This window comes from Acidimicrobiales bacterium (genome assembly GCA_030747595.1).
In the GTDB taxonomy this organism is placed as follows: domain Bacteria; phylum Actinomycetota; class Acidimicrobiia; order Acidimicrobiales; family MedAcidi-G1; genus UBA9410.
Window position 1 is genome coordinate 196,928 of sequence record JASLKK010000003.1, and the last position, 22,725, is coordinate 219,652.

Here is a 22,725-nt window from a genome sequence, read left to right on the forward strand (position 1 = left end):
GAAGGCTGCGGCCGCGAATAGGCCGAAGACCCCGTTTGGTAAGAAGTTCCTGGACGAGCAAAAGGCCGCACTTATTGCGGAGCGGGCCCGGTACGTCCTGAGCGCTGACAACCTCCAAGCCGAGGCGGATGCGCTTCTCGAGGACCGTGACCCGGGCGACGTCCAGTTCGATGGTGAGTCTGGCGAGGGCGACACACTGGCTGTAGAGCGTGACCTCGATCTGGCCCTTAGTGCCCAGGCCCGAGAGGCTGTCGATGAGATCGACGCCGCTCTGGACCGGATCCGCAAGGGCGTCTACGGCGTCTGCGTGAAGTCCGGGAAGAACATTCCAAGAGAACGCCTCGAGATCATCCCGTGGGCATCCCAGCGGGTCGAGTTCAAGGCCGGGGGACTGGGCCGCCGGTGATTTCCGGCGCCGGCCTTCCTGGCCGGTGGACGGCGCCCGCATGTGTCGGGTTGGCTGTCGTCGGCCTCGATCAGCTCACCAAGTGGTGGGCGCTCCATGCGCTCGACGATCGGTCCATTGATCTCGTCTGGACGCTGCGGCTGCATCTAGTCCACAACACCGGCGCGGCGTTCAGCCGAGGAGAGGGCTTCGGGCCGCTTCTGGCAGGTCTGGTCGTCGTCGTAATGCTCTTGCTGGTCCGATATGCGGTGAGGACCGACGATCCAGTCATCCACATCACGGTGGGCGCTATCGCAGGCGGAGCGTTGGCCAACCTGCTCGACCGCGTGTTCCGTGCCCATGACGGCCTGTTGTCCGGGGCCGTCGTCGACTTCGTTGACCTGCAGTGGTGGCCAGTGTTCAACTTGGCTGACGCGGTGATCGTGGTCGGTGGAATCCTGATGGTCTTGCGAGGATGGATCCGTGGCTGATGTGCCGAGTGAATCGATAGATGACGGGGAAGATGAACCGCTCCTAAACGAGACCATCCCAGTAGCACTGGACGGGGAACGGATTGATCGGGTGGTCGCACTGCTGGCTGACGTCAGTCGCAACCGGGCCGGCATCGCCATCGCCGCCGGCTCGGTTCGTCTGGACGGCGCGGTAGTCACCCAGCGCTCCCGGAAGGTCCGTGCCGACGAGGAACTAGTGGTCGACGGCCTGGAGCGTGAGGCGGTGCACGTACCCGAGGGTGATGCCACGGTGGTCGTGTCGGTGCTGTACGACGACGACGACGTCATCGTGGTCGACAAGCCGTCCGGTCTGGTGGTCCATCCGGGCGCCGGCAATATGGAAGGGACGCTCGTCAACGGCCTGCTGGCCCGTTATCCGGAGATGGCCGGGGTGGGCTCTACTGTCCGACCGGGCATCGTCCACCGGCTGGACCTCGGTACGTCCGGCGCACTCGCCGTAGCCCGGACCCAGGTGGCCTACGACTCCTTGGTGGGCCAGTTGGCCGAACGCACCGTAGGGCGTCGCTACCTTGCCCTGGTCTGGGGTCGACCCGAAGCCCCTACCGGCGTGGTCGACGCCCCGATTGGCCGTTCCACCAAGGACAGGACTCGCATGGCCGTAATCGGTTCCGGTCGTCCTGCCCGCACCCACTACGACGTGGAGGAGACAAGGGTTGAACCGGTGACCAGTCTTCTGAGGTGCCGACTGGAGACCGGCCGGACCCACCAGATACGGGTCCATCTGTCGGCCATTGGCCATCCACTGGTCGGTGACCGGGCCTACGGTGGCGAACGGGAGGGCCTCCCCGAGGGGTCGCCGCTGGATCGACCGTTCTTGCACGCCGCACATCTGGCATTCGACCACCCGGTAACTGGAGAGCGGATGGCCTTCGATGCACCGTTGCCTGTCGATTTGCTCGGGCTTCTCGAGCGTCTGGGCCCGCCTGAACCTAATGAAGCGGATCCTGAAGCCAGAGACTGAACTCGGCTTCAGGGCCAGTTTCTGAAGCCGATTTAGCCGTCCGGCCAGGAAGATTCACCCCGAGACATTCCGGCGATGTCCTCCAAAGTGAACGAGTCCAGATACTGCTGCATGTGGCTTCCGGCGCTAGCCCAGATGGATAGCAGAACACACTGACCCTCGTGGTCGCATGCCCCGCCAGTATGCGGGTCGGCGAAGTCGCCAACCACGATCGGACCGTCCACGGCTGCCACGATCTGGGACAGGAGGATCGTTTTGGGCTCTCGGGCTAGCACGTAGCCACCACCCACCCCGCGCTTTGAGCGGACTAGTCCGGCCCCTTTGAGGGCCAGGAGGATCTGTTCCAAGTACGGCTGGGGGAGGCTGGTGATGTCGGCCACCTCGCGCACCGACCGGGGCGTCTGGCCGTCGCCGTGGAGGGCGAGCGACAGGAGGGCGCGGCTGGCGTAGTCGCCACGCGTCGAGACCTTCACGGCGGCTGATCCTAGGCGGCTTCCATGTACACGGGCCCCGTCGACCGGTGTGGGTCGCCCCCCGGTTTAGGTTGCAGGACCATGGCCGAAGAGCACCCCACCCCCGATCCCGTGGTGCCCGATTACGGCGACGCCTGTGTGACCCGTCTGGTGCCCGCCCTGTCGGAGGGTCCCGAGGGTCCGGACGGCTGGCCGGACTGGTTGCCCCCCGAAGTGGGCGAAGCGTCGCGGGTGCTCCTGCTCGTCCTCGACGGCCTGGGTTGGCGGCAACTACAGGCCCGCTCCGACCGGGCGCCCGTTATGACGTCGCTGCTCGGCGGTCCGATCACGACGGTGGCGCCGTCCACCACGGCCGCCGCCCTGACGTCGATCTCCACCGGGGTACCGCCTGGTGAACACGGCATCGTTGGCTACCGGATGGCCGTCGGTGACGCCGAGGTGGGCACCCACGACGAGGTTCTCAACTCTCTCCGCTGGACGACAGCCCGTGGCGACGCCCGTCGCCGACACGACCCGAGGGCCTTCCAGCCGTGCGCCCTATTCGGCAACCAGTGGCCTCTGGTGGTGACCCGCGGGGCCTTCCTCGAATCGGGCTTCACTGCCGCGCACCTCTCCGATACTCGGCTGGTGGGCTACGGCGACCGTTTGGGCCTCGTCGACTCGGTGCTGGATGCCTTCGCTGGGGGAGAGGCCTTCGTCTACGCCTACTGGGATGACATTGACCGCACGGCCCACGAGTTCGGACTTGTCGAGCACTACGACGACGAACTCATGGCCTGTGACGCCATGGTTGCCGAACTGTTGGATCGTCTCCCGGCCGATACCGCTGTGGTGGTGACCGCCGATCACGGTCAAATCCACGTTGGTGACCGGATCTTGGAGTTGCCGGTGGAGGTGAGCGGCCTCATCGATGGTCAGAGCGGGGAGCCCCGCTTCCGGTGGTTGCATGCCCGGGCAGGCGCGGCCGCTGATCTGGCGGCCGCGGCTGCCGAGGCGTTCGGAGAGGTGGCGTGGGTTCGCAGCGTGGACCAGGTGGTGGCCGACGGTTGGTTAGGGCCGGTGGTTACCAACCCGGCGCGTCGACGTCTGGGCGACGTCGCCGTAGTTCCCCACGAGCCGGTGGCCATTATGGATCCGGCCGAGCACACCTCTATCCATCTCATTGGCCGCCACGGCTCGTTGACCTCTGATGAGGTGTTCGTCCCCGCGCTCTGCGCGGTCACCTAAGGCATTTCGCCCGTTGACGGCCACTGTCAGTAGTGGGCGATGCGGCCTAGAGTCCGGAGCGATGGACGGCGGCCACGAGGAGATGAGCGAGAGAGACGGCGAAGATTCGCTGGGGTCCGTCGAGCCCGAGGTCATGAGCGACCCGTCCGATGGTTCGGCTGCCGAGGGTGCGCTCGACGACGAGATCGACGAGTCGATCGAGCATCCGGCCAAGGTGATGCGAGTGGGCACGATGATGCGCCAGCTGCTCGAAGAGGTCCGCCTAGCCACGCTCGACGAGCCCAGCCGGGATCGTCTCCGGGAGATCTACGCCACGTCGGTGGCCGAGTTGGGAACCGCCCTGTCGCCAGACTTGCGTGAGGAACTGGGCCGTCTAGCTCTGCCGTTTGCCGAGGATGCAGCCCCCAGCGTCGACGAGCTTCGGATCGCGCAGGCCCAGTTGGTGGGTTGGCTCGAAGGCCTCATTCAGGGCATTCAAGCCACGCTGTTCGCCCAGCAGATGGCCGCCCAGCAGCAGTTGGCTGGGATGCGCCGCGGCGAGTTGGAACCCGGTGCGCCGGACGAGAAACCGGGCCCCGACGTGCGTCCGGGGACCTACCTGTGAGCCTCATGGGGGAGCCACGCGCGGAGTGCGCGCCCAGTGGGTAGCGGCTTTACCCATCTCCATGTCCACACCGAGTTTTCGATGTTGGACGGGGCGGCTCGGGTCGGCGACCTGGTTGACGCCGCGGTGGCTGACGGTCAGACGGCCCTCGGGATCACTGACCACGGCAACATGTACGGGATCCTGGACTTCTATCGGGCCTGTCGCGACCGCGGGGTCAAACCGATCCTGGGTACCGAGGCCTACATGGCCCACGACACACGGTTCGAGCGCCCGTCCCGTCGTGGTCGGGTCGACGACTCCGGTGGTCAGACGGATGGCGGGCGCAAGCTCATGTACCACCTCACGCTCCTGGCTGAGAGCGACACCGGGTACCGCAACCTGATCCAAGTGGCCAGCCGGGCGTTTCTGGAGGGCTACTACTACAAGCCCCGGGTCGACTGGGACGTCCTCTCGGATCATGCCGAGGGCCTGATCGCCACGACCGGCTGCCTTGGTGGGCACGTACTCCAGGCCCTCATGCGCGATGACTACGACGACGCACGGGTCAAGGCCGCCCGCCTCCAGGAGATCTTCGGGAAGGACAACCTGTTCGTTGAACTTCAGGACCAGGGCATCCCCGAGCAGCACCGGACCAACCCACTTCTCGAGAAGTTGGCCACCGACCTGGGAGCCCCGCTGCTGGCCACCAACGACAGCCACTACACCCATCGTGACGACGCCCGGGCCCATGACGCGCTGCTGTGTGTGCAGACCGGCTCGTTGATGAGCGACCCGGACCGCTTCCGATTCTCTGGCGAGGAGCACTACCTGAAGTCGGCCGTCGAGATGCGCGACCTATTCCGTGATGTGCCCTCGGCGTGCGACAACACACTGTGGATCGCTGAGCGGTGCGAGGTAGAGATCGAGTTCGGAAACCCGCAACTACCCGACTTTCCTATCCCCGAGGGGTTCGACGGGGCCGACTCCTACCTCGAGCACCTGACCTTCGAGGGTGCACGCAAGCGGTGGGGTGACCAGTTGGAGGACAAGGTCGTCGAGCGTTTGGCCTACGAACTCACCACGATTCGCGAAATGGGCTTCTCGTCGTACTTCCTGATCACGTGGGACCTCATCAGCCACGCCCGTGGCCGGGACATCCGGGTCGGCCCGGGCCGGGGGAGCGCGGCGGGCTGTGCGGTGGCCTACTGCCTTTGGATTACTGACATGGATCCCATTGAGTACGACTTGCTGTTTGAGCGGTTCCTGAATCCAAGCCGTATCTCCATGCCCGATATCGACATGGACTTCGACTCGCGATACCGCGACGAGATGATCCGCTACGCATCCGAAAAGTACGGCCGTGATCACGTTGCCCAGATCGTAACGTTTTCCCAGATCAAGGCCCGGGCCGCCGTACGCGACGCGGCCCGCGTGCTTGGCTACCCGTACGGAATGGGCGACCGGATCGCCAAGGCCATACCGCCGCTCATTATGGGCCGCGATACCCCGCTGGCGGCCTGCCTGGAGGAAACCGAGAAGCACGCCGACGGGTTCAAGATGGCGTCCGACCTCCGGGACATGTACACCGTCGACGACGACGTGAAGGCCGTGGTCGATGTGGCCAAAGGTCTTGAGGGCCTGCGCCGCCAGGACGGGATCCACGCGGCGGCCGTGGTCATCACCCGTGAACCGCTGACCGACTACCTGCCCATCCAGCGAAAGCCCGAGTCCGGACAGGACCCCGAGGACGCCCCGGTGGTCACCCAGTACGAGATGCATGGCGTGGAGGACCTTGGGCTACTCAAGATGGACTTCCTGGGCCTTCGCAATCTGGATGTCATCACTGACACTCTGGCCCTCATCGAACGCACCACCGGTCAGGTGGTCGACATCGATGAGGTGGACTTGGAGGACGCCCCCACCTACGAGATGCTGACTCGGGGCGACTCCATTGGGGTATTCCAGTTGGAGTCGGGCCCCATGCGATCCCTCATGCGGTCGCTGGCGCCGACGGCATTCGAGGACGTGGCCGCCCTTGTGGCGTTGTACCGGCCGGGTCCGATGGCAGCGAACATGCACAACGACTACGCCGATCGGAAGAACGGCCGTAAGGAGGTCGAGTTCTTCCACGCCGATGCTGAGGAACTACTGGCGGACACTTATGGGCTCATGATCTATCAGGAGTCGGTAATGCGGGTGGCCCAGAAGTTTGCCGGTTACTCGTTGGCCGACGCCGACAACCTTCGCAAGGCGTGCGGCAAGAAGGACCGCGAACTCATGGCAAAGGAGCGGACCTCCTTCGTGGAGGGCTGTACGGCCACGGGGTACGGCAGGCAGCTGGGCGACGAACTCTTCGACACCGTGGAGCAGTTTGCCGATTACGCCTTCAACAAGAGCCACTCCTACGGGTACGGCTACATCGCCTACCAGATCGCCTACCTGAAAGCGCACTTCCCGGTCCAATACCTTGCGGCCCTGCTGACGAGCGTGAAATCGAATCTAGACAAGGCGGCTGTCTACCTGAACGAGTGTCGGGTGCTGGGCATCGAGGTGACGGTGCCAGATGTGAACGTGGCGCGATCCGACTTCGAGCCGGTGCCCGTGCTCGAAGTCGGTGACAATGCAAAGAACGGTGCTGCGAACGGGGTCGCAACCGGGTCCGCGTCGAAGGGGTCGGCTGGCCGCATTGTGTTCGGTCTCTCAGCGGTCCGAAACGTGGGTGAGGGTTTGGTTGAGCGTTTGGTGGCCGAGAGGGACGCCAATGGTCCGTTCATGGATTTCAACGACTTCTGCGAGCGGTGTGACACCACGGTGCTCAACAAGCGCACGATCGAGTCGCTTATCAAGGCCGGGGCGTTCGACGCCATGGGCCACACTCGGCAGGGCCTCCTGCACGCCCACGAGCAGATCATCGACCACACAGTGGCCCGCCGGAAGGAGCACGACATGGGCGTCATGTCGCTCTTCGGTGAGGTCGAGGGTGATGGGCCGACCTTCGATGAGCGGATCGCCATTGCCGACGTCGAGTTCGACAAGATGACCCGTCTGGCCTTTGAGAAGGAAATGCTGGGCCTGTACGTTTCGGACCATCCCCTCCTGGGCTACGAGGCTGCCCTGAGGCGTCGGTGTGACGCCTCGATCACCGAACTGGAGGATGCCGAGGAGGGCGTGTTCCGAACTGTCGGCGGCGTGGTCACCAACCTGGATAAGAAGTGGACGCGCAAGGGCGACCTTATGGCCGTATTCGCGCTGGAGGACCTGGGCGCCTCCATGGAGGTGATGGTCTTCCCCAAGACCATGGCCGACCACGGACACAAGTTGGCCGACGACGTGATCGTGCTGGTCAAGGGACGGATCGACCGGCGAGACGATCTCTCCAAGATCATCTGTCATGAGATCGAGGTGTTCCGTACATCTGACTTGGAGGAGGTCAGGCCGGTGCATGTGCACCTGCCGATCGAGCGGGTGCGACCGGAAACTGTCGCTGAACTGAAGGGCCTCTTGGCGTCCCATCCCGGCGATTCTGAAGTGTTTCTCCATCTGGGGGACCGGCAGGTTCTCCGTCTGCCGCCTGACTATTGCGTCGACCCGGCCAGTGGTCTGGTGGCCGAGATCCGGGTACTCCTGGGGGCCGACGCGGTTCTCGCCGGCTGAGCGCTTTTCGACCGGGTTGGGAAACCGCCCGAGCACCGGGCAAAATGGAGGAGCCCATAGGCGGGATTCTCGGGGGGATCTCGGAACCACACGGGCCCAACCGGAGGTATCGAGCATGGCGATCGAGGTCGAGACCAAGGACTGCACGATGCTCGGTGATGCCGAGATCGAGGAGATGGCAGATCTGTGCGCTGACGGGCCGAACCCATTCGGCATCGGACTGATCTCCAAGCAGACCGAGGAGTGGGTCCTTATCAGCACCGCCCGAGAGGGTGGTCGGCTGAAGGGCTTTGCCTTCTTCACCCTTGAACGGATCGGCGGCACCCCGGCGGTCATTGTCGGTTTGGCTTCCATCCATCGGACCTCTAAGCGCGACACGGTGCTGCGGGCGCTCACCACCGAACAGCTCCGTCGGGCCGTGATGGCTTTCCCCGATGAGGACGTGGTGGTTGGCACCCGCTTCAACGAGGTCTCAGGCTTCGAGGCCCTTAAGGGCCTAACCGGCATCGTTCCTCGTCCCGGCCACAAGGCCTCAGGCGAGGAGCGTGCATGGGGTCGACGCTTCGTTAAGCGCTTCGGCCTGTCGACGTTGGCCTACCAGGAGAAGCGGTTCACCTCGCCCGGTAAGAGCTTTCCGGCGTGCGTGTTCGATCACACCAGTCTCAAGGCCGACAAGGTCGATGCCAGTGTGGTGGCCTTCTTCGACGACCTGGATCCAACGGCTGGTGACGTGCTCATCGGCACCGGTTGGGCGCTGGCCGAGGACCTCGAGAAATACGCCTGAGCCGGGACGGTCTGAGCCGGGTTGCCCCATGACCGTCGCCGACGCACTTCGCGACCGGCGGTCCTGTCGATCGTTTGCCGACCGGCCGTTGGCGCCAGGCCGGGTGGACGGTCTCGTCGACCGGGCCCGACGAACCCCGACGGCCGGAAACTGTCAGGGCGTCGAGTTCCTGGTGCTCGAGAGTGGTGAGGTCGCGGCCTATTGGGACACCACGCTGTCTGCCGATCGTCGAGCTGACTTCCCGTGGCCCGGGCTGCTGGTCGCTCCGGCCCTCGTGGTGCCCTGGGGCATTCCTGATCGCTATGTGGCCCGCTATGCCGAAGCCGACAAGGCCCGGACCGGACTCGGGGACTCGGCCGGAGACTGGTCAGTGCCCTATTGGTTGACTGATGCTGCCTTTGCCGCCATGGCTCTCCAGATGCTCGCTGTTGAAGAGGGGTTGGGGTGCTGCTTCTTCGGCCTGTTCGACCACGAGGCAGCGGTGGCCGCACGATTCGGAGTGCCCGATGGGGCACGGGCCGTAGGCACTATCGCCATCGGGCATCCGGATCCGTTGGCTGACCGGCAAAGTGGCTCGGTCGACCGTCGGCGTCGGCCCCTGGGCGAGGTGCTGCATCGCGGCACGTGGTGACTCTTGATTCCCCTGAACGGCTCCCGAGGAGCCCGGTAGCGACCGCTGATGGGCTGACCGGTACCGTCCGGTTATGAGCGATGACACCGCCGGGGAGACCCCGGTCATTCCTGAGCGTCTACCCATAGTCGACTACCTCCAGTTGGGTAACGACCCTCACCTTCTGGCCAACGAGTGCACCAACTGCGGTGCCCGATTCTTTGACAGGCGAAACGCTTGCGCGAAGTGCGGCAAGGCCGAGTTTGCCTCCGCCCGAGTGGCTGATGACGCTGTTCTGAAGTCCTTCAGCATCGTGCACCGAGCGGCGCCGGGCATTCCGGTGCCCTACGTCTCGGCGATCGTCGAGACTCGTGACGGCACGTCCGTGCGGGCGAACGTGGTTGGTCTCGACGACCCGATGACCGCCGAACTGGGGATGAGCCTGGTGTTCACCACCTACGGGTGTGGAACCGACGACAACGGGACCGAGTGCGTGGCCTTCGGCTACGCAGCGGTCTGACCGGCCTTCGGGCCACACGAACGAGCCATACGAGCGAGCAGGAGTACACGATGAACGATGCAGTTTGGGTGCTGGGAACAAGCATGACCCGATTCGGGCGGTATCCCGAACTCGATGCAGTGGATCTAGCGTCAAGAGCGTGTCTAGACGCGCTGGCTGATGGCGGGGTGACCATCCACGACATGGACGTGATGGGCGCTGGCACGCTGTTTCAGGCCCAGGCGGGTATGGGGCAACGGATCCAGAAGCAGATTGGACAGACCGGGATTCCCGTGTTCAACGTGACTAACGCGTGCGCCACCGGTGCTACGGCTATTCGGACCGTCTATCTGGCCATCAAGGCCGGAGAGGCCCAGATGGGCCTGGCTGTTGGCGTGGAGCAGATGGGGAAGATGGGCCTGTTGCGGGGCGGCGCTAAGGACGAAGCCAAGGTCTACGAGCCTGCGGGTCGCTACGGCGCTGTGGCGCCTATCGACGGCATTCTCGGCACCGAGACCATGCCGGGCGTGTTCGCTCAGGCTGGCATGGGGTACGCCTATGAGAACGACGGGGTGGGCTTCGAGCAGTTCGCCAAGGTGGCCTACAAGAACCACCTGCACTCCACGCTGAACCCGCTAGCTCAGTACCGCAAGGAGTTCTCCATGGAGGAGATTATGGGCTCCCCGGTACAGAGTTACCCCAACACCCTGCTCATGTGCTGCCCGACCGGCGATGGTGCAGCCGCCGCCGTACTGGTATCCGAGGAGCGGCTGCGTTCCCTGCCGACCGAGGTCCAGAAGCGGGCCGTGAAGATCTCAGCTTCGGTGCTGACCAGCGATCCGTGGGTGGAGAGCGGCCAAGTGCAGCCCGACGTCAACACGCTGACCCGTAACGCTGCCGCTCAGGCCTACGAGGCGGCCGGCATTGGCCCAGAGGATCTCGACCTGGTCGAGCTCCACGACTGCTTCGCCACCGCCGAGCTCATTCACTACGACAACCTGGGCCTATGCGAGCGGGGCGGGGCTGGCGACTTCATCGACTCCGGTGCGCCGTTTCGCGACGGTCGGATTCCAGTGAACGTGTCGGGGGGCTTGATCTCCAAGGGGCACCCCATTGGGGCAACCGGGGTGGCCAACGTCTATGAGGTCACTACACACCTGCGCGGAGAGGCCGGCGACCGTCAGGTCGAAGGAGCGACGGTGGGTCTGGCCCATGTCATCGGGCTTGGCTCAGCGTGCGGCATCCACATCCTCGAGAAGGCCGCCTGACCAGTCGGTCGAGTTCGAGGGTCCGACCCGCCCCGGTCAGGACTGCTCGGCCAACGCAGCCCGTAAAGCGTCGGGAGTATCGACGGGGGCCTTGCAGGTGAAGTTTCGGCACACCCAGGCCCGGTCGCCATTTCGCCCCGCCCACAACGGTCCACCGAACGGCTCGCCCCATGCAAGGACGACATTGGGTCGCCACGTATTGGCCGCCGCGACCACCAGGTCGGGTCGGTCACCGGTCACCACGATCTCGGTGATCCCGGCGTGGAACAGGTCGGCGGCTCCCAGGAGGTGGCCGAACGCCGTGGGGTGCGCGCCCGTTTGCTCGCCCAGCAGTCTCAGTACGCCTTCAGCAGCCTCGGTGTAGCGGGCGTCGCCCACCAGGGCCCCGAGGCGCAGGAGGGCCACAGCGGCGAGGCTGTTGGCTGATGGTTGGGCGTTATCCATCAGGTCCTTGGGACGCCGAACCAGAGCCTCGGCGTCGTGTCCGGTGGAGTGGAACCCACCGTGGTCGACGTCCAGAAAACGGTCCAACAGCACGTCTGCAGTTGACACGGCTGTTTCGGTCCAGCGCGCTTCTCCCGAGGCCTCGCCGAGACGGGTCAGGCCGTCGACCATGGCAGCGTGGTCCGCCGCGTAACCGAGCGTGTGAGCGCCAGCGTTCGCTTGCCACGATCGCAGCCAGCGTCCGTCGTCACGACGTAGCGTCCGACACAGGAAGTCGGCATTGGACCGTGCGGCATCGAGCCAGTCCTCTTGGCCCACAGTCATGGCCGCCTCTGAGAGCGTGGCCAGCATCAGACCGTTCCATTCGGTGAGGACCTTGTCGTCCAGCCCGGGACGGATCCGCTGCTCCCGGCGGTCCAGCAGTGCCCGGCGGGCTCGTTCGACAGGTTCGGGTCGAATCAGGTCACCCCTGACGGGACGGTGGAGAATGTTCGCCCCCTCAAAGTTTCCATTCCCGGTGACGCCGTACCACTCGATGGCCGACTTGGCCACACCTTGCCCCAGGTTCTCGCAAACCTCTCGTATCTCGTCCTCAGACCAGACGTAGAAGGTCCCTTCGGCGCCCTCTGAATCGGCATCCTCAGCTGAGAAGAACCCACCGTCCGGATGGCGCAGATCAGCCAACACGTAGTCGATGGTCTCGGTGGCTACCTGCAGCCACCGTTGGTGACCCAGAACCCGCCACCCGTGGAGGTAGGTCCGGGCCAGTAGGGCGTTGTCGTACAGCATCTTCTCGAAGTGGGGAACGAGCCACCACGGGTCAACCGAGTAGCGGGCAAAACCGCCGGCCAACTGGTCATACATGCCGCCTGAGGCCATGGCATCCAGCGTGGTGGTGGCTACCTCGACGGCCCGTCGATCCGCCTTCCCGGCGGCATGACGGGCCGACAAGTGTCGAAGCAGGGCTTCGAGGCTCATGGCCTGCGGGAACTTAGGAGCGCCCCCGAACCCTCCCCATTCATCGTCGTGCTGGTCGCTCAGGTGGCCGACAGCGGTGGTCATGACGTCGGGTGGGGGGGGAGCCTCAGCTGCGGGAAGATCGCCGTGACGGGCCATCGAGGCGGTGAGCCGGTCACCTAGACCGTCCAGATCGTCGCGCCGGGTCGTCCATGCCGTAGTCACAGCATCCAGAACTTGGGGGAAGGACGGCATGCCGCCCCGGGGCTGGTCCGGCCAGTAGGTGCCACCGTGGAACGGGCGGCCGTCAGGATGGCAGAACACCGTCATAGGCCAGCCACCCCGTCCGGTTAGAGCGGTTACGGCATCCATGTAGATCGAATCGATGTCCGGACGTTCCTCGCGGTCAACTTTCACGTTCACGAAGCCGGCGTTCATCGTCGCAGCGATCTCGGCGTTCTCGAAGCACTCGTGGGCCATGACATGGCACCAGTGGCAGGCCGAGTACCCCACGCTCAACAGGATGGGGACGTCACGTTCGACGGCTGCAGCTATGGCCTCCGGACCCCACGGATACCAATCCACCGGATTGTCGGCGTGCTGGCGGAGGTAGGGACTGGACTGGCTGGCCAGGAGGTTCACCCGGACGACGCTACCCACGGGGTGGGGTGGAGGTTGCCGGAGTCCGGTCCCGGCAGACTGGTCCCATGAACCGGTGGATCCTCGGGGCGCGACCTCGCACCCTGCCTGCAGCGGTAGTGCCCGTGTTGGTTGGAACCGCCGTGGCCGCCGGGTCGGGGATCATCTGGTGGAGAGCTGCTGCCGCACTGGTGGTAGCCCTCGCCCTGCAGGTGGCCACGAACTACGCCAACGACCTGTCCGACGGCGTACGAGGTACCGACGGACCCCAACGCGTCGGTCCGACTCGGCTGGTCGGTTCAGGTCTCGCCGACGCCGCTGAGGTACGTCTGGCCATGCTGATCGCCTTCGGGGTGGCTGCGGTGGCCGGTCTGGCCCTGGCCGTTGCCGTGACGCCGTGGTTGCTGTTAGTCGGTGCAGCATCTATTGCCGCCGGCTGGCTCTACACCGGTGGCCCCCAGCCGTACGGCTACCTCGGATTGGGAGAGGTGTTCGTCTTCGTGTTCTTCGGACTGGTGGCCACCGTGGGCAGCGTCTACGTCCACCAGCAGGAGGTTCCGGTCCTGGTCTGGCCAGCAGCGGTATCCGTGGGCTTTTTGGCCTGTTCGCTGCTGGTAGTCAACAACCTGCGCGATCGACCGACTGACGCCGAATCCGGGAAGCGGACCCTCGCCGTCCGGATGGGGGACCGGCCGACCCGGATCCTCTATGTGGTGTTGATCGACGGGGCGCTCATCGCGGGTTCGCTGTGCGCCATCTCGAGGCCGTGGGCCGTACTGGTGCTCGGGGCCGGCGTGGTGGCCGGTCCGGCGGTGCGGCGGGTGCTGGCCGATGCCGAAGGGTCCGACCTGATAGACGTGCTGGGTCGTACGGGCCGCACCCAGCTGGTGGCCGGTGCACTCCTGACCTTGGGACTCGTTCTGTCGGTCTGACTAGATCAATCGCTTCCGGTCGGCGACGAACGGACTTACCGGTCAGGTTCGCGTGGCGGTTAGTAGCTGGGCGATACCGCCACTGCACCGGTCTTTGGCTAACTCGGTAAATCCCGCCGCCTCGATGGTGGCCAGAAGCGTGCCTTCGGAAGGCAGGTAGGCCACGGATCGAGGCAGGTAGCGGTAGGCATCCCGATTGGAAAACACCCCGCCCACCAATGGCACGACCCGGCCGAAGTACACGCCGTGGCCGATTCGCAGCACGGGGTTTCGGGGTCGGTCAACCTCGAGCAGGGCGATCCGGCCGCCCGGGCGCAGCACTCTGGCCAGTTCGGCCAGGAACGGTTCGAGGCTGGTGAAGTTCCGCAGAGCGAATCCGCATGTCACCCCATCAATAGATCCGTCGGCGGCCGGTAGGCGCAGCGCGTCGGCGTGGACGAGGGGCGCCTCGGTCCGGGCGGCGGCCAGCATCCCCCACGACAAGTCCATTCCAATGGGGCGATGGCCTGCGTTGGACAGGTCACGGCATAGGTCGCCGGTCCCGCAGGCCAGGTCGAGGACGGTCGAGCAGTCCGGGAGAGAGAGGCGTCGTACTGTCCGTTTCCGCCAACGGACGTCCAGGCGAAACGTCATGATCCGGTTAACCAGGTCGTACCGAGGGGCAATGGCGTCGAACATGGAGCGCACCGCGGCGGCCTTCTCCTCCCCGGTGGGGAGGGGTGCGCCGGGGTTTGGAATGCGCCTGGTCTCAGGGAAGCGGCTTGGGTCGCTCATGTCGGTTGGGGGAGGGGTCCTTGGTGGCGAGCTCGACGCGGAACCGGTCAGCTGTGCTCAGTTGAACCAGATCTTCTGGTGCTCCCGGCTCTGCGGATGGATTAGGAGAGCCAGAAGTACAACAGGAAACAGCAGGGCGAAGGCCAGGGCCATCGGATTGCCGAACCCGTACCAGGTGAGGCGAATAAACACGGCCACTCCGGCAGTACCCACACCGAGGCGCCAACCCCAGCGCCTGTCATTGGCGATGGCCCATGCCGCTGGGAACATGGCGATACCGACCAGGAAGAGCGTCTGCCCTCGGACGAGGTTGAAGATTCCCTCGATGTACAGAAGCATTGTTGCTGACGCCAGCGTTTGCGGGTGCATGCGGTTGATCCAGCGACGTTCCACGTAGCCAGTCTGTCAGCGGCTCGACCCGTTACCTCCAGGGGTCGGGTTGCCTCGGCGTCCGGGTGCTGCGACTGGTACCGACCGGTCGGCGTTCACGCTGTCGGCGTTAGCCCGCTCGGCACGTAACTGGCCGCAGGCAGCGTCGATCTCGGTGCCGCGGGTTCGGCGGATGGTGGCGTTGCCGCCCCGGGCGTTCACCTCGTCGGCGAACTCGCGAACACGGGAAGGTGGGGATCCGCGTGTCGGCCATCCGGGCGTGGGATTCAGTGGGATGAGGTTCACATGGGCGCCCAGTGGACGGGCGTAGTCGGCCAGTCGGGCAGCGTCCTCCAGCCGGTCGTTGACGTTGTGAATGAGGGCCCACTCGAAGGAGAGGCGCCGACCGGTGGCGGTGACGTGTGCTTGGCAGGCATCGGCCAGTTCGGCCAACGGGTAGCGCCGGTTTAACGGGACCAACTCGTCGCGAAGGCCGTCGTCCGCCGCATGCAACGACACTGCCAGGTTCACCGGCAGCCCCTCGGTGGCCATCCGACGGATGCCGGGCACCACGCCGACCGTCGAGATTGTGAGGTGGCGCGCTGACAGCCCGAGGTCCCCGTGGAGGCGTCGGACGGCGGCCCACGTCCGGTCGTAGTTGGCCAGCGGTTCACCCATGCCCATGAAGACCACGTTGGAGACCCGGCGGTCGCCGGCCTCGACTTGGGCTCGCACAACCTGTTCCACGATCTCGCCGGTCGAGAGGTGGCGGTCGAAGCCCATCTGGCCGGTCGCGCAGAAGCCGCACGCCATGGCGCATCCGGCCTGAGTGCTGACACACACGGTGGAACGGTCCTTGTAGTGCATGAGCACCGTCTCGATGAGTGATCCGTCGGCCAGACGCCACAGCCACTTGATGGTGTCGCCGCCGTCGCCCACCGACCGGGTGGCCTCGGTGAGAGCGGGGGGAAGGAGATTGGCCAGGGGGCCGCGTAGAGCCTTGGGGAGGGTGGAGACGTCCTCGGGGCCGATGAGATCGCGATACAGGCCCTGCCAGAGTTGGTCGACGCGGTAGGCGGGGAGCGCGGTCCCGGCGGTTTCGCCTACTTCGGCGACGAGTCGGCCAAGCTCGGCACGGTCGGGGTCGTAGCGGCTAGGGGAGAGCCCTCTCGGGGGGCCGACTGCTGAAGAACCGGTTTCTACGTCGTCGGCTGCCGGGGAATGGTTCACCGGACGATGCGTTGGTAGGCCCGACTGGTGAATTCGCGATCGAAGCCGAGAGCCCCGTACATCTTGCGGGCCGGCTTGTTGTCGGACTCCACGTAGAGGATGGCCTGACGTAGGCCTTGATTCGTCAGGTAGGCCAGACCGGCCAACGAGAGTTCGCGACCAAGACCCCGACCGTGATGCTCTGGGTCCACGGCAATGGCGTAGATCTCTCCGAGCGCCGGTTTCTCGTCGGTGTGGATCTTGGTCCAGCAGAATCCGATAACTGAATCGTTCCCGTCGGCATCTGCTTCCTCGAGGATCAGGAAGCCCTCGGGGTCATACCAGGGCTCAGCCTGTTTGGCGGCGAGGTCTTCGGGGGTCATCTCGCCCTGTTCGGGGTGCCAGTCAAAGGCCTTGTTGTTGCACTCGATGAATGCCTCGGCGTCCTCGGGGCGAAAGGCCCGCACGATTAGGTCGGTGGGCAGCGCCGGTAGCTGTCTTCGCAGGCGCAGGAGGTCGCGGTAGGGCACGAAGCCGGCTCGAGTGGGGACCTCGTCGCTGCGCTCGTCGACTCGTTCGATCCAGTATTCGAGTCGTCCGCCACCCTCGATCACCACGGCCTGGGTGGCGGCTTCCAGCAGGCGACGCCCACGGTCGTCGTTGGTGCCCCGCTCGTCGGACGGGTCGCCGGGAGCGGCGGGTTCGGAGATGTTCAGTTCGACGAGCCAGCGTTCCGGATCACCGGAGAGGCTGGCGGTATCGGTTCCGTCCGTGACGGTCCACCGGTCCATGGCGCTGAGGCTACCGTCGCCCTTCGTGGGACGACCAAGGTCAATCAAGGGGCGGGCCGCCGAGGCACATCGACGGCTGGGTGATGAGTACCCGGGTGCCGAATGTGAGCTCGATCATGAGAATCCGTTCCAGCTTCTGGCCGCCACCATCCTTTCTGCCCAGTGCACCGACAAGAGGGTGAACATGGTGACGCCTGCCTTGTTCGCCGCATACCCAGAGCCGGTTGACCTAGCTGGGGCGGTGCCCCACGAACTGCAGGAGATCGTCCGCTCCACCGGCTTTTACGCCAACAAGGCGAAGAGCCTGCTGGGTATGGCCCAGCGCCTCGTAGAGGTATTCGATTCGGAGGTGCCGTCGTCGATGGCCGACCTGACGTCGCTGCCCGGGGTGGGGCGTAAGACGGCCAACGTGGTCCGCAGCGTGGCCCTCGACCTGCCGGGCCTGCCGGTGGATACTCATGTTGGACGACTCTCGCGGCGGCTGGGATTGACGACGGAGACGGATCCGGTGAAGGTCGAGATGGAGCTGAATCCGATGGTGCCCGCGGCTCAGCGGGGAGAGTTCAGCCTCCGTCTGATTCTGCATGGTCGCCGGGTCTGTCCGAGTCGCAAGCCCCGGTGCGGGGAGTGTGTGCTTCAGGACTTCTGTCCCGCCGCCCATCTCTGACTTCGCTCGAAACAGGCATGATAGACGTCACTCGAAAATAGGGATCAGAAGCCGTTCGAACCATCCTTGCGGTGGTGTACGTTCATTCCGCCGGGTCCCACCACCCGGCCCAGCGAGGAGAGGGTTCCCGCCACCCGCCTTGCCCGTTCGGCGCCCCTCGGGGCGTCGAACGACATTTTGGGGCCGGTTTCGAATTCCTCAGACTCGTCGAGCCCGGGCCAGTTCCCTTAGGGCGCCACGAAGGTGGCGTTCCACCTCGTGGAGGCCCGACCGGCCCCTGGCCTCTTCATCAGCTGAGGTGACGCTGAAGGCCGCCAGCTCCTCGATCCGTCGAGTGAGAGCTTCGAGCTGGCTGGCCAACGACGAGAGTTCCGCGTCCACCCGGGCTTCGTTCGATTCGGATCCGTCCATACACGCGAGTCTGGCCGACTCCGGTTTGAAACCCCAGCCGAGGCCCCGTGCGGTGGCCGGTAGCGTGACAGCGTGCTTCGACGACTCGATCTCCGAGGGGATCTGCCTAGTTCTCCAGCGGTCCTGCGGGCCGCCCTGCCTCGTCCTGATCTGGGAGGTCCGGGTTCCGAAGATGCCGTCCTGAACGCCGTACGGGCCATTCTGAACGATGTTCAGACCCGCGGTGACGAGGCCGTACGCGAGTTGACATCCCGGTTTGATGACGCTGAACCGCCGACCATCCAGGTCGACCCGGTCGAGGTAGCCGCCGCCCTGGACCGCATCGACCCTGTTGTTCGCACGGCGTTGGAGGTGGCCGCAGAAGCTATCCGGCGTCATCACGTGGGTCAGGTCCGTTCCGAGCACCGGACCGAGGATGCCGGTCTCGTGGTGCGCTCAGTTAGTCGCCCCGTGGAACGCGCGGGTTGCTATGTCCCTGGAGGACGGGCCGCGTACCCCTCGACCGTTCTCATGACCGCCGTTCCGGCCCGGGCGGCCGGTGTCGACGAGGTCGTGGTGTGCGTACCGCCGGATCCTGATGGCCGCGTCGCAGAGGTGACCCTCGCTGCAGCCGCGGTGGCTGGGGTGGATGCCGTCTACGCGGTGGGTGGCGCTCAAGCCGTGGCTGCCATGGCCTTTGGTACCGAGTCGATTCCCCCGGTCGATGTCATCGTTGGTCCGGGAAATGTCTACGTCGCCTTGGCTAAGCGCGAGGTTGCCGGTCTGGTCGGCGTGCCTTCGGCATTCGCCGGCCCGTCGGAGGTCGTGGTGGTGGCCGATGCGACCGTTCCTGCCGGCTTCGTAGCCATCGACATCGTCGTACAGGCCGAACATGGGCCAGACGGGCTGGCCTGGTTAATCACCTGGGACGAGGCGGTGGCCGATGCCGTGGATGTGGAGGTGTCTCGCATCGTCGAAGTCTCACCGCGATGCGACGACGTGACGGCCACGTTGACCTCGGCCGGCTGGGTGGTCCTGGTCGACGGCCCAGACGAGGCGCTGGCAGTGTCGGATGCCATTGCTCCCGAGCACCTTCAGTTGATGGTAGACGACGCCGAGTCGTTGGCCGACCGGGTCCGCCACGCTGGCGCGGTCTTCTGCGGTCCGTGGTCTCCGGCCTCGCTCGGCGACTATGTGGCTGGTCCTAGTCACGTCCTACCAACCGCCGGCACCGCACGCTTCTCGGGCGCCCTCAGAGTTGCCGACTTCACCAAAGAGGTTCACGTCGTGTCCGCCGATCGGGAAGCCCTCGAGCGACTGGCGCCTCACGTGGCGGCGCTGGCTGGCGCCGAGGGCCTCGATGCTCACGCCGCATCCGTCCGGACCCGGGTCTGTCACCCTCTCGACAGGAGCCACGATGCCTGAGTTCGTGCAGCCCCAGGCTCGCGTCGGTGTGGTGAGCATGGAGGGTTACCACTCGCCTCAGGTTGACGTTGCCGTCCGCCTGAACACCAACGAGTCGCCGGTACCTCCGCCCGCGGGATTCCGAGCGGCAGTAGCTGCAGCGGTCACTGAACTGTCCTGGAACCGCTACCCGGACCGTCACGCCACGGCGCTACGGTCCGCGCTGGCCGAAACCCATGGGGTAAACCCGATGCAGGTTTTCGCTGCCAACGGGTCCAACGAAGTCCTACAGAGCCTCCAGCTGGCCTACGGCGGCCCGGGTCGCTCTGTTGCGGTGTTCGAGCCGACGTACGCCATGTACGCCCAGATCGCACGCACTACAGGGACCGGGGTTCTTCGAGGTACCCGCGACGCCGATCACCGACTGGTCGCCGATGACGTCATGGCGCTGGTAGCCGACAAACAACCGGCGCTGGTCTTCCTGTGTTCCCCCAACAACCCGACGGGGACCGTGGACCCGGTTGGGCTGGTGGCCGACCTGGTGGACGTAGCAGCGGGCTATGGGGGTCTGGTGGTTGTCGACGAGGCCTACGGACAGTTCGCCTCGACGAGCGCCGTGGATCTGTTGGCCGAGGACCGTCCCCTGGTTGTGAGCCGGACCTTCTCTAAGACATGGGCCATGGCCGGGGCGAGGCTGGGCTATCTCCTGGCCCCGACCTGGTGTGTGGCTGAACTCGACAAGGTGGTGCTCCCGTACCACCTAGATGCCTTTAAGCAGGCCGTCGGGATCCTGGCTCTCCAGTACCGGACGGCTATGGACGATCGGATTGCCCAACTGGTGGCTGAACGGAACAGGATGACCGCCGCCCTCGACGTCCTGCCCGTGACTGCCTGGCCATCGGAGGCAAACTTCATCCTGTTCCGACCGGACACCCGCTCGGGCCGTGACGTCTGGCAAGCCCTGGTCGAGTGCTCAGTGCTCGTCCGGGATTTCACGACCATGGCTGGAATCGAGGGGTGCCTCCGGGTCACCATCGGGACGGCCGACGAAAACGACCGTTTCATCGAGGCCCTGGGGCAGATCCTGGGTGGGTCCCTCGCTGAAGCACCTCACGAACCAGACACCGAAGGGGCCTGACATGGCACGCACCGGAAGCCGCCAACGTACGACGAAGGAGACGGCCATCGCCGTGGAAATCGATTTGGACCGGACGGTGGTGGCCGACGTGTCGGCGTCGACTGGCATCCCTTTCTTTGATCACATGCTCGACCAGCTGGGCCGTCACGGGGGCTTTGGCCTGCAGGTCTCCTGTGACGGCGATCTGAACATCGACGCCCACCACACCGTGGAAGACGTTGGCATCGCCCTTGGTGAAGCCTTTGCTGATGCGTTGGGCGACAAGGCGGGTGTGAGGCGCTTCGCCTCGATCCGGGTGCCGCTCGATGAGGCGTTGGTCGACGTGGCCCTCGACCTGTCGGGGCGTCCGTACCTACACCACGATGTCGAGTTTCCCGGTGAGAAGATCCTCGGCGACCCGCCGTTCGACCCACAGCTCATGGAGGAGTTCTGGCGGGCATTCACGGTGGCGGCCCGCATCACTCTGCACCTCACGGTGGTGCGCGGAAAGAACACCCACCACATCGTGGAGGCCTCCTTTAAGGGCGTGGCCCGAGCCCTGCGCGATGCCGTGCGGATCGATGGTGGCGACGTGCCGTCCACCAAGGGCAGCCTGTGACCCGACCCGACGGGGACGGCTCCCCGGCACGGACGGGCCCGCTACTGGCCGTCCTGGACTACGGAATCGGCAACCTGCGGTCAGCCCAGAAGGCTCTCCAAAAGGTGGGTGCCGACGCCCGCCTGACCAGCGACCCCGACGAGGTCGCGGCGGCTGACGGACTAGTTCTTCCTGGCGTAGGGGCGTTTGGACGTTGCATTGAGGCACTGCGGACTGCGGGTCTCTGGGAGACGGCGATGCAAGCGGCCAGCGAGGCAGCGACAGGGGACGGACGACCATTCCTAGGAGTCTGTGTGGGGCTCCAGATGCTCCACGAGGCGAGTGTCGAGTCACCCGGCGTGGCCGGTCTCGGCGTGCTGCCCGGCGAGGTGACACTGCTATCCGATGCCGTCAAGCGGCCGCAGATGCAGTGGAACCGTCTGGACCAGAAGGGTATCGACAAGCATCCGATGCTGGCCGGCCTGGGTGACGACCCGTGGACCTACTTTGTACACAGTTATGCCGCACCGGTCGGACCCGACACGGTGGCCACGTGCACCTACGGCGATCAGGTCTGTGCGGCCGAAGCTCGGAACCTGCTCTGGGCGTGCCAGTTCCACCCGGAGAAGTCCTCGGTCACAGGCCTGCGAGTACTGGAGAACTTTGTGAGCCTGGTTGCCAGATGAGGACACCCGCGCTGTTCCCAGCCATCGACCTACGTGCTGGTCGCTGTGTGCGCCTCATGCAGGGCGACTACGACCGGGAGACCGTGTACGGCGATGATCCCGTCGCCCAGGCCCTGGCCTTCCAGGAGGCGGGCGCCGACTGGGTCCACGTGGTGGACCTCGACGCCGCCCGGACCGGCGACCCGGTGAACCGTCCGGCAGTCGCCGCGGTGGCCGCCGCTCTTGACGTGCCCGTACAGGCCGGCGGGGGAGTCCGTTCGGTCGCTGACGCTCGGGAGCTGTTCGATGCGGGGGTGTCTCGGGTGGTCCTGGGCACCGCCGCGGTCGAGAACCCGGACCTTGTGACAGCGGTGGCTGATCGCGGCCCGGTGGCCGTGGGGCTCGACGTGTGGGGCGACGAGGTGGCCGTCCGGGGCTGGACCGAGAGCAGTGGTGTGAAGCTCAGCGACGCGTTGATCCGATATTCCGACTTGGGCACCGCCGCCTTCGTCATCACCCGGATCGAACGTGACGGGACGCTGGAAGGCCCTGATGTCGACGGACTGGCCGGCGCATTAGCTGCCACGAGCGTCGATGTGGTGGCCTCCGGTGGTGTGGGCCGCCCTCGCGATCTAACTGACCTGGCGGCTCTGGACGTGGACGGCCGCCGCATTGCGGGGATCATCCTCGGACGGGCGCTCTACGAGGGCACTGTCGACCTCGCCGAGGCCATCCGACAACTTTCGGAGGACCCGTCGGACGGGCCGGTAGGGAATCGGGCCTAATCGT

The 22,725-nt window shown here is 65.5% G+C and carries 24 protein-coding genes; 17 read left to right on the plus strand and 7 right to left on the minus strand.

All coding sequences use genetic code 11. The features are described from left to right. From QF777_03575 to QF777_03585, 3 genes are all read left to right on the plus strand, one after another. The coding region (locus QF777_03575) for a hypothetical protein (protein MDP6910630.1) at window positions 1-406 on the plus strand (406 nt) is incomplete at its 5' end. 50 nt (window positions 407-456) lie between these two features. Further along, window positions 457-876, plus strand: coding sequence for a signal peptidase II (gene lspA / locus QF777_03580; protein MDP6910631.1), 420 nt, complete (start codon window positions 457-459; stop codon window positions 874-876). After that, a complete protein-coding gene (locus QF777_03585; GenBank protein ID MDP6910632.1) occupies window positions 869-1,879 on the plus strand; it encodes an RluA family pseudouridine synthase in 1,011 nt (336 codons plus the stop codon). The genes lspA and QF777_03585 overlap by 8 nt, the downstream gene beginning before the upstream one ends. A 32-nt stretch (window positions 1,880-1,911) precedes the next feature. Here the strand turns inward: QF777_03585 and QF777_03590 are convergent, their stop codons facing one another. Then, a complete protein-coding gene (locus tag QF777_03590) occupies window positions 1,912-2,352 on the minus strand; it encodes an Rrf2 family transcriptional regulator (GenBank protein ID MDP6910633.1) in 441 nt (146 codons plus the stop codon). 81 nt (window positions 2,353-2,433) lie between these two features. Between QF777_03590 and QF777_03595 the strand changes: the two genes are divergently transcribed. The 7 genes from QF777_03595 (at window position 2,434) to QF777_03625 (ending at window position 10,980) form a co-directional block, all read left to right on the plus strand. Further along, window positions 2,434-3,579, plus strand: coding sequence for an alkaline phosphatase family protein (locus tag QF777_03595; protein ID MDP6910634.1), 1,146 nt, complete (start codon window positions 2,434-2,436; stop codon window positions 3,577-3,579). A 61-nt stretch (window positions 3,580-3,640) separates the two neighbouring features. Continuing rightward, a complete protein-coding gene (locus QF777_03600; protein ID MDP6910635.1) occupies window positions 3,641-4,183 on the plus strand; it encodes a DUF2587 domain-containing protein in 543 nt (180 codons plus the stop codon). 36 nt (window positions 4,184-4,219) lie between these two features. Continuing rightward, the gene (dnaE, locus tag QF777_03605; protein ID MDP6910636.1) at window positions 4,220-7,819 is read left to right on the plus strand and encodes a DNA polymerase III subunit alpha; all 3,600 of its coding nucleotides are present in this window, start codon (window positions 4,220-4,222) and stop codon (window positions 7,817-7,819) included. Window positions 7,820-7,934: 115 nt separating this feature from the next. After that, window positions 7,935-8,603: a hypothetical protein gene (locus QF777_03610; protein MDP6910637.1), complete on the plus strand. Its 669-nt coding sequence runs from the start codon at window positions 7,935-7,937 to the stop codon at window positions 8,601-8,603. A gap of 28 nt (window positions 8,604-8,631) precedes the next feature. After that, complete coding sequence (locus QF777_03615) at window positions 8,632-9,234, plus strand: nitroreductase family protein (protein ID MDP6910638.1); 603 nt, start codon at window positions 8,632-8,634, stop codon at window positions 9,232-9,234. A 73-nt stretch (window positions 9,235-9,307) separates the two neighbouring features. Continuing rightward, on the plus strand, window positions 9,308-9,733 hold the full coding sequence (locus QF777_03620) for an OB-fold domain-containing protein (GenBank protein MDP6910639.1): 426 nt from the start codon (window positions 9,308-9,310) through the stop codon (window positions 9,731-9,733). A 50-nt stretch (window positions 9,734-9,783) separates the two neighbouring features. After that, window positions 9,784-10,980: a thiolase family protein gene (locus QF777_03625; protein MDP6910640.1), complete on the plus strand. Its 1,197-nt coding sequence runs from the start codon at window positions 9,784-9,786 to the stop codon at window positions 10,978-10,980. 36 nt (window positions 10,981-11,016) lie between these two features. On the opposite strand, the gene QF777_03630 is transcribed toward QF777_03625, so the two are convergent. Further along, entirely contained in the window at window positions 11,017-13,023 is a 2,007-nt protein-coding gene (locus tag QF777_03630; GenBank protein MDP6910641.1) for a thioredoxin domain-containing protein, read from the minus strand. Window positions 13,024-13,088: 65 nt separating this feature from the next. Between QF777_03630 and QF777_03635 the strand changes: the two genes are divergently transcribed. Next, window positions 13,089-13,952 (plus strand): 1,4-dihydroxy-2-naphthoate polyprenyltransferase, encoded by an 864-nt coding sequence (locus QF777_03635; protein ID MDP6910642.1) that lies wholly within the window; start codon window positions 13,089-13,091, stop codon window positions 13,950-13,952. A 42-nt stretch (window positions 13,953-13,994) separates the two neighbouring features. On the opposite strand, the gene QF777_03640 is transcribed toward QF777_03635, so the two are convergent. The 4 genes from QF777_03640 to mshD are packed head-to-tail and all read right to left on the minus strand — an operon-like array spanning window position 13,995 to window position 17,095. After that, window positions 13,995-14,726, minus strand: a complete 732-nt coding sequence (locus QF777_03640) for a ubiquinone/menaquinone biosynthesis methyltransferase (GenBank protein MDP6910643.1) — start codon at window positions 14,724-14,726, stop codon at window positions 13,995-13,997. A gap of 57 nt (window positions 14,727-14,783) precedes the next feature. Then, the gene (locus tag QF777_03645; GenBank protein ID MDP6910644.1) at window positions 14,784-15,119 is read right to left on the minus strand and encodes a hypothetical protein; all 336 of its coding nucleotides are present in this window, start codon (window positions 15,117-15,119) and stop codon (window positions 14,784-14,786) included. Window positions 15,120-15,131: 12 nt separating this feature from the next. Next, the gene (rlmN, locus tag QF777_03650) at window positions 15,132-16,325 is read right to left on the minus strand and encodes a 23S rRNA (adenine(2503)-C(2))-methyltransferase RlmN (protein MDP6910645.1); all 1,194 of its coding nucleotides are present in this window, start codon (window positions 16,323-16,325) and stop codon (window positions 15,132-15,134) included. Continuing rightward, a complete protein-coding gene (gene mshD / locus QF777_03655) occupies window positions 16,322-17,095 on the minus strand; it encodes a mycothiol synthase (protein ID MDP6910646.1) in 774 nt (257 codons plus the stop codon). Before mshD ends, rlmN begins: the two co-directional genes overlap by 4 nt. A 25-nt stretch (window positions 17,096-17,120) precedes the next feature. Between mshD and nth the strand changes: the two genes are divergently transcribed. Next, window positions 17,121-17,762, plus strand: a complete 642-nt coding sequence (gene nth, locus QF777_03660) for an endonuclease III (GenBank protein ID MDP6910647.1) — start codon at window positions 17,121-17,123, stop codon at window positions 17,760-17,762. 198 nt (window positions 17,763-17,960) lie between these two features. Here the strand turns inward: nth and QF777_03665 are convergent, their stop codons facing one another. Further along, complete coding sequence (locus QF777_03665; protein MDP6910648.1) at window positions 17,961-18,173, minus strand: hypothetical protein; 213 nt, start codon at window positions 18,171-18,173, stop codon at window positions 17,961-17,963. 72 nt (window positions 18,174-18,245) lie between these two features. Between QF777_03665 and hisD the strand changes: the two genes are divergently transcribed. Genes hisD through hisA form a run of 5 tightly spaced genes read left to right on the plus strand, consistent with a single transcriptional unit; the run spans window position 18,246 to window position 22,721 of the window. Beyond that, the gene (gene hisD / locus QF777_03670; GenBank protein MDP6910649.1) at window positions 18,246-19,577 is read left to right on the plus strand and encodes a histidinol dehydrogenase; all 1,332 of its coding nucleotides are present in this window, start codon (window positions 18,246-18,248) and stop codon (window positions 19,575-19,577) included. Then, window positions 19,570-20,694 (plus strand): histidinol-phosphate transaminase, encoded by a 1,125-nt coding sequence (gene hisC / locus QF777_03675; protein ID MDP6910650.1) that lies wholly within the window; start codon window positions 19,570-19,572, stop codon window positions 20,692-20,694. Before hisD ends, hisC begins: the two co-directional genes overlap by 8 nt. Before the next feature lies 1 nt (window position 20,695). After that, window positions 20,696-21,292: an imidazoleglycerol-phosphate dehydratase HisB gene (gene hisB / locus QF777_03680; protein MDP6910651.1), complete on the plus strand. Its 597-nt coding sequence runs from the start codon at window positions 20,696-20,698 to the stop codon at window positions 21,290-21,292. Continuing rightward, window positions 21,289-21,957, plus strand: coding sequence for an imidazole glycerol phosphate synthase subunit HisH (gene hisH / locus QF777_03685; GenBank protein ID MDP6910652.1), 669 nt, complete (start codon window positions 21,289-21,291; stop codon window positions 21,955-21,957). Before hisB ends, hisH begins: the two co-directional genes overlap by 4 nt. Further along, the gene (gene hisA / locus QF777_03690) at window positions 21,954-22,721 is read left to right on the plus strand and encodes a 1-(5-phosphoribosyl)-5-[(5-phosphoribosylamino)methylideneamino]imidazole-4-carboxamide isomerase (protein MDP6910653.1); all 768 of its coding nucleotides are present in this window, start codon (window positions 21,954-21,956) and stop codon (window positions 22,719-22,721) included. Before hisH ends, hisA begins: the two co-directional genes overlap by 4 nt. The last annotated feature ends 4 nt before the right edge of the window (window positions 22,722-22,725 follow it).

Excerpts from the sequence above, each read along its gene's own strand:
- QF777_03595 (MDP6910634.1), top strand. The coding sequence starts at position 2,434 with ATGGCCGAAGAGCACCCCACCCCCGATCCCGTGGTGCCCGATTACGGC.
- QF777_03600 (MDP6910635.1), top strand. The coding sequence starts at position 3,641 with ATGGACGGCGGCCACGAGGAGATGAGCGAGAGAGACGGCGAAGATTCG.
- QF777_03610 (MDP6910637.1), top strand. The coding sequence starts at position 7,935 with ATGGCGATCGAGGTCGAGACCAAGGACTGCACGATGCTCGGTGATGCC.
- QF777_03615 (MDP6910638.1), top strand. The coding sequence starts at position 8,632 with ATGACCGTCGCCGACGCACTTCGCGACCGGCGGTCCTGTCGATCGTTT.
- QF777_03620 (MDP6910639.1), top strand. The coding sequence starts at position 9,308 with ATGAGCGATGACACCGCCGGGGAGACCCCGGTCATTCCTGAGCGTCTA.
- QF777_03625 (MDP6910640.1), top strand. The coding sequence starts at position 9,784 with ATGAACGATGCAGTTTGGGTGCTGGGAACAAGCATGACCCGATTCGGG.
- QF777_03635 (MDP6910642.1), top strand. The coding sequence starts at position 13,089 with ATGAACCGGTGGATCCTCGGGGCGCGACCTCGCACCCTGCCTGCAGCG.
- QF777_03640 (MDP6910643.1), bottom strand. The coding sequence starts at position 14,726 with ATGAGCGACCCAAGCCGCTTCCCTGAGACCAGGCGCATTCCAAACCCC.
- mshD (MDP6910646.1), bottom strand. The coding sequence starts at position 17,095 with ATGGACCGGTGGACCGTCACGGACGGAACCGATACCGCCAGCCTCTCC.
- QF777_03665 (MDP6910648.1), bottom strand. The coding sequence starts at position 18,173 with ATGGACGGATCCGAATCGAACGAAGCCCGGGTGGACGCGGAACTCTCG.
- hisC (MDP6910650.1), top strand. The coding sequence starts at position 19,570 with ATGCCTGAGTTCGTGCAGCCCCAGGCTCGCGTCGGTGTGGTGAGCATG.
- hisB (MDP6910651.1), top strand. The coding sequence starts at position 20,696 with ATGGCACGCACCGGAAGCCGCCAACGTACGACGAAGGAGACGGCCATC.
- hisA (MDP6910653.1), top strand. The coding sequence starts at position 21,954 with ATGAGGACACCCGCGCTGTTCCCAGCCATCGACCTACGTGCTGGTCGC.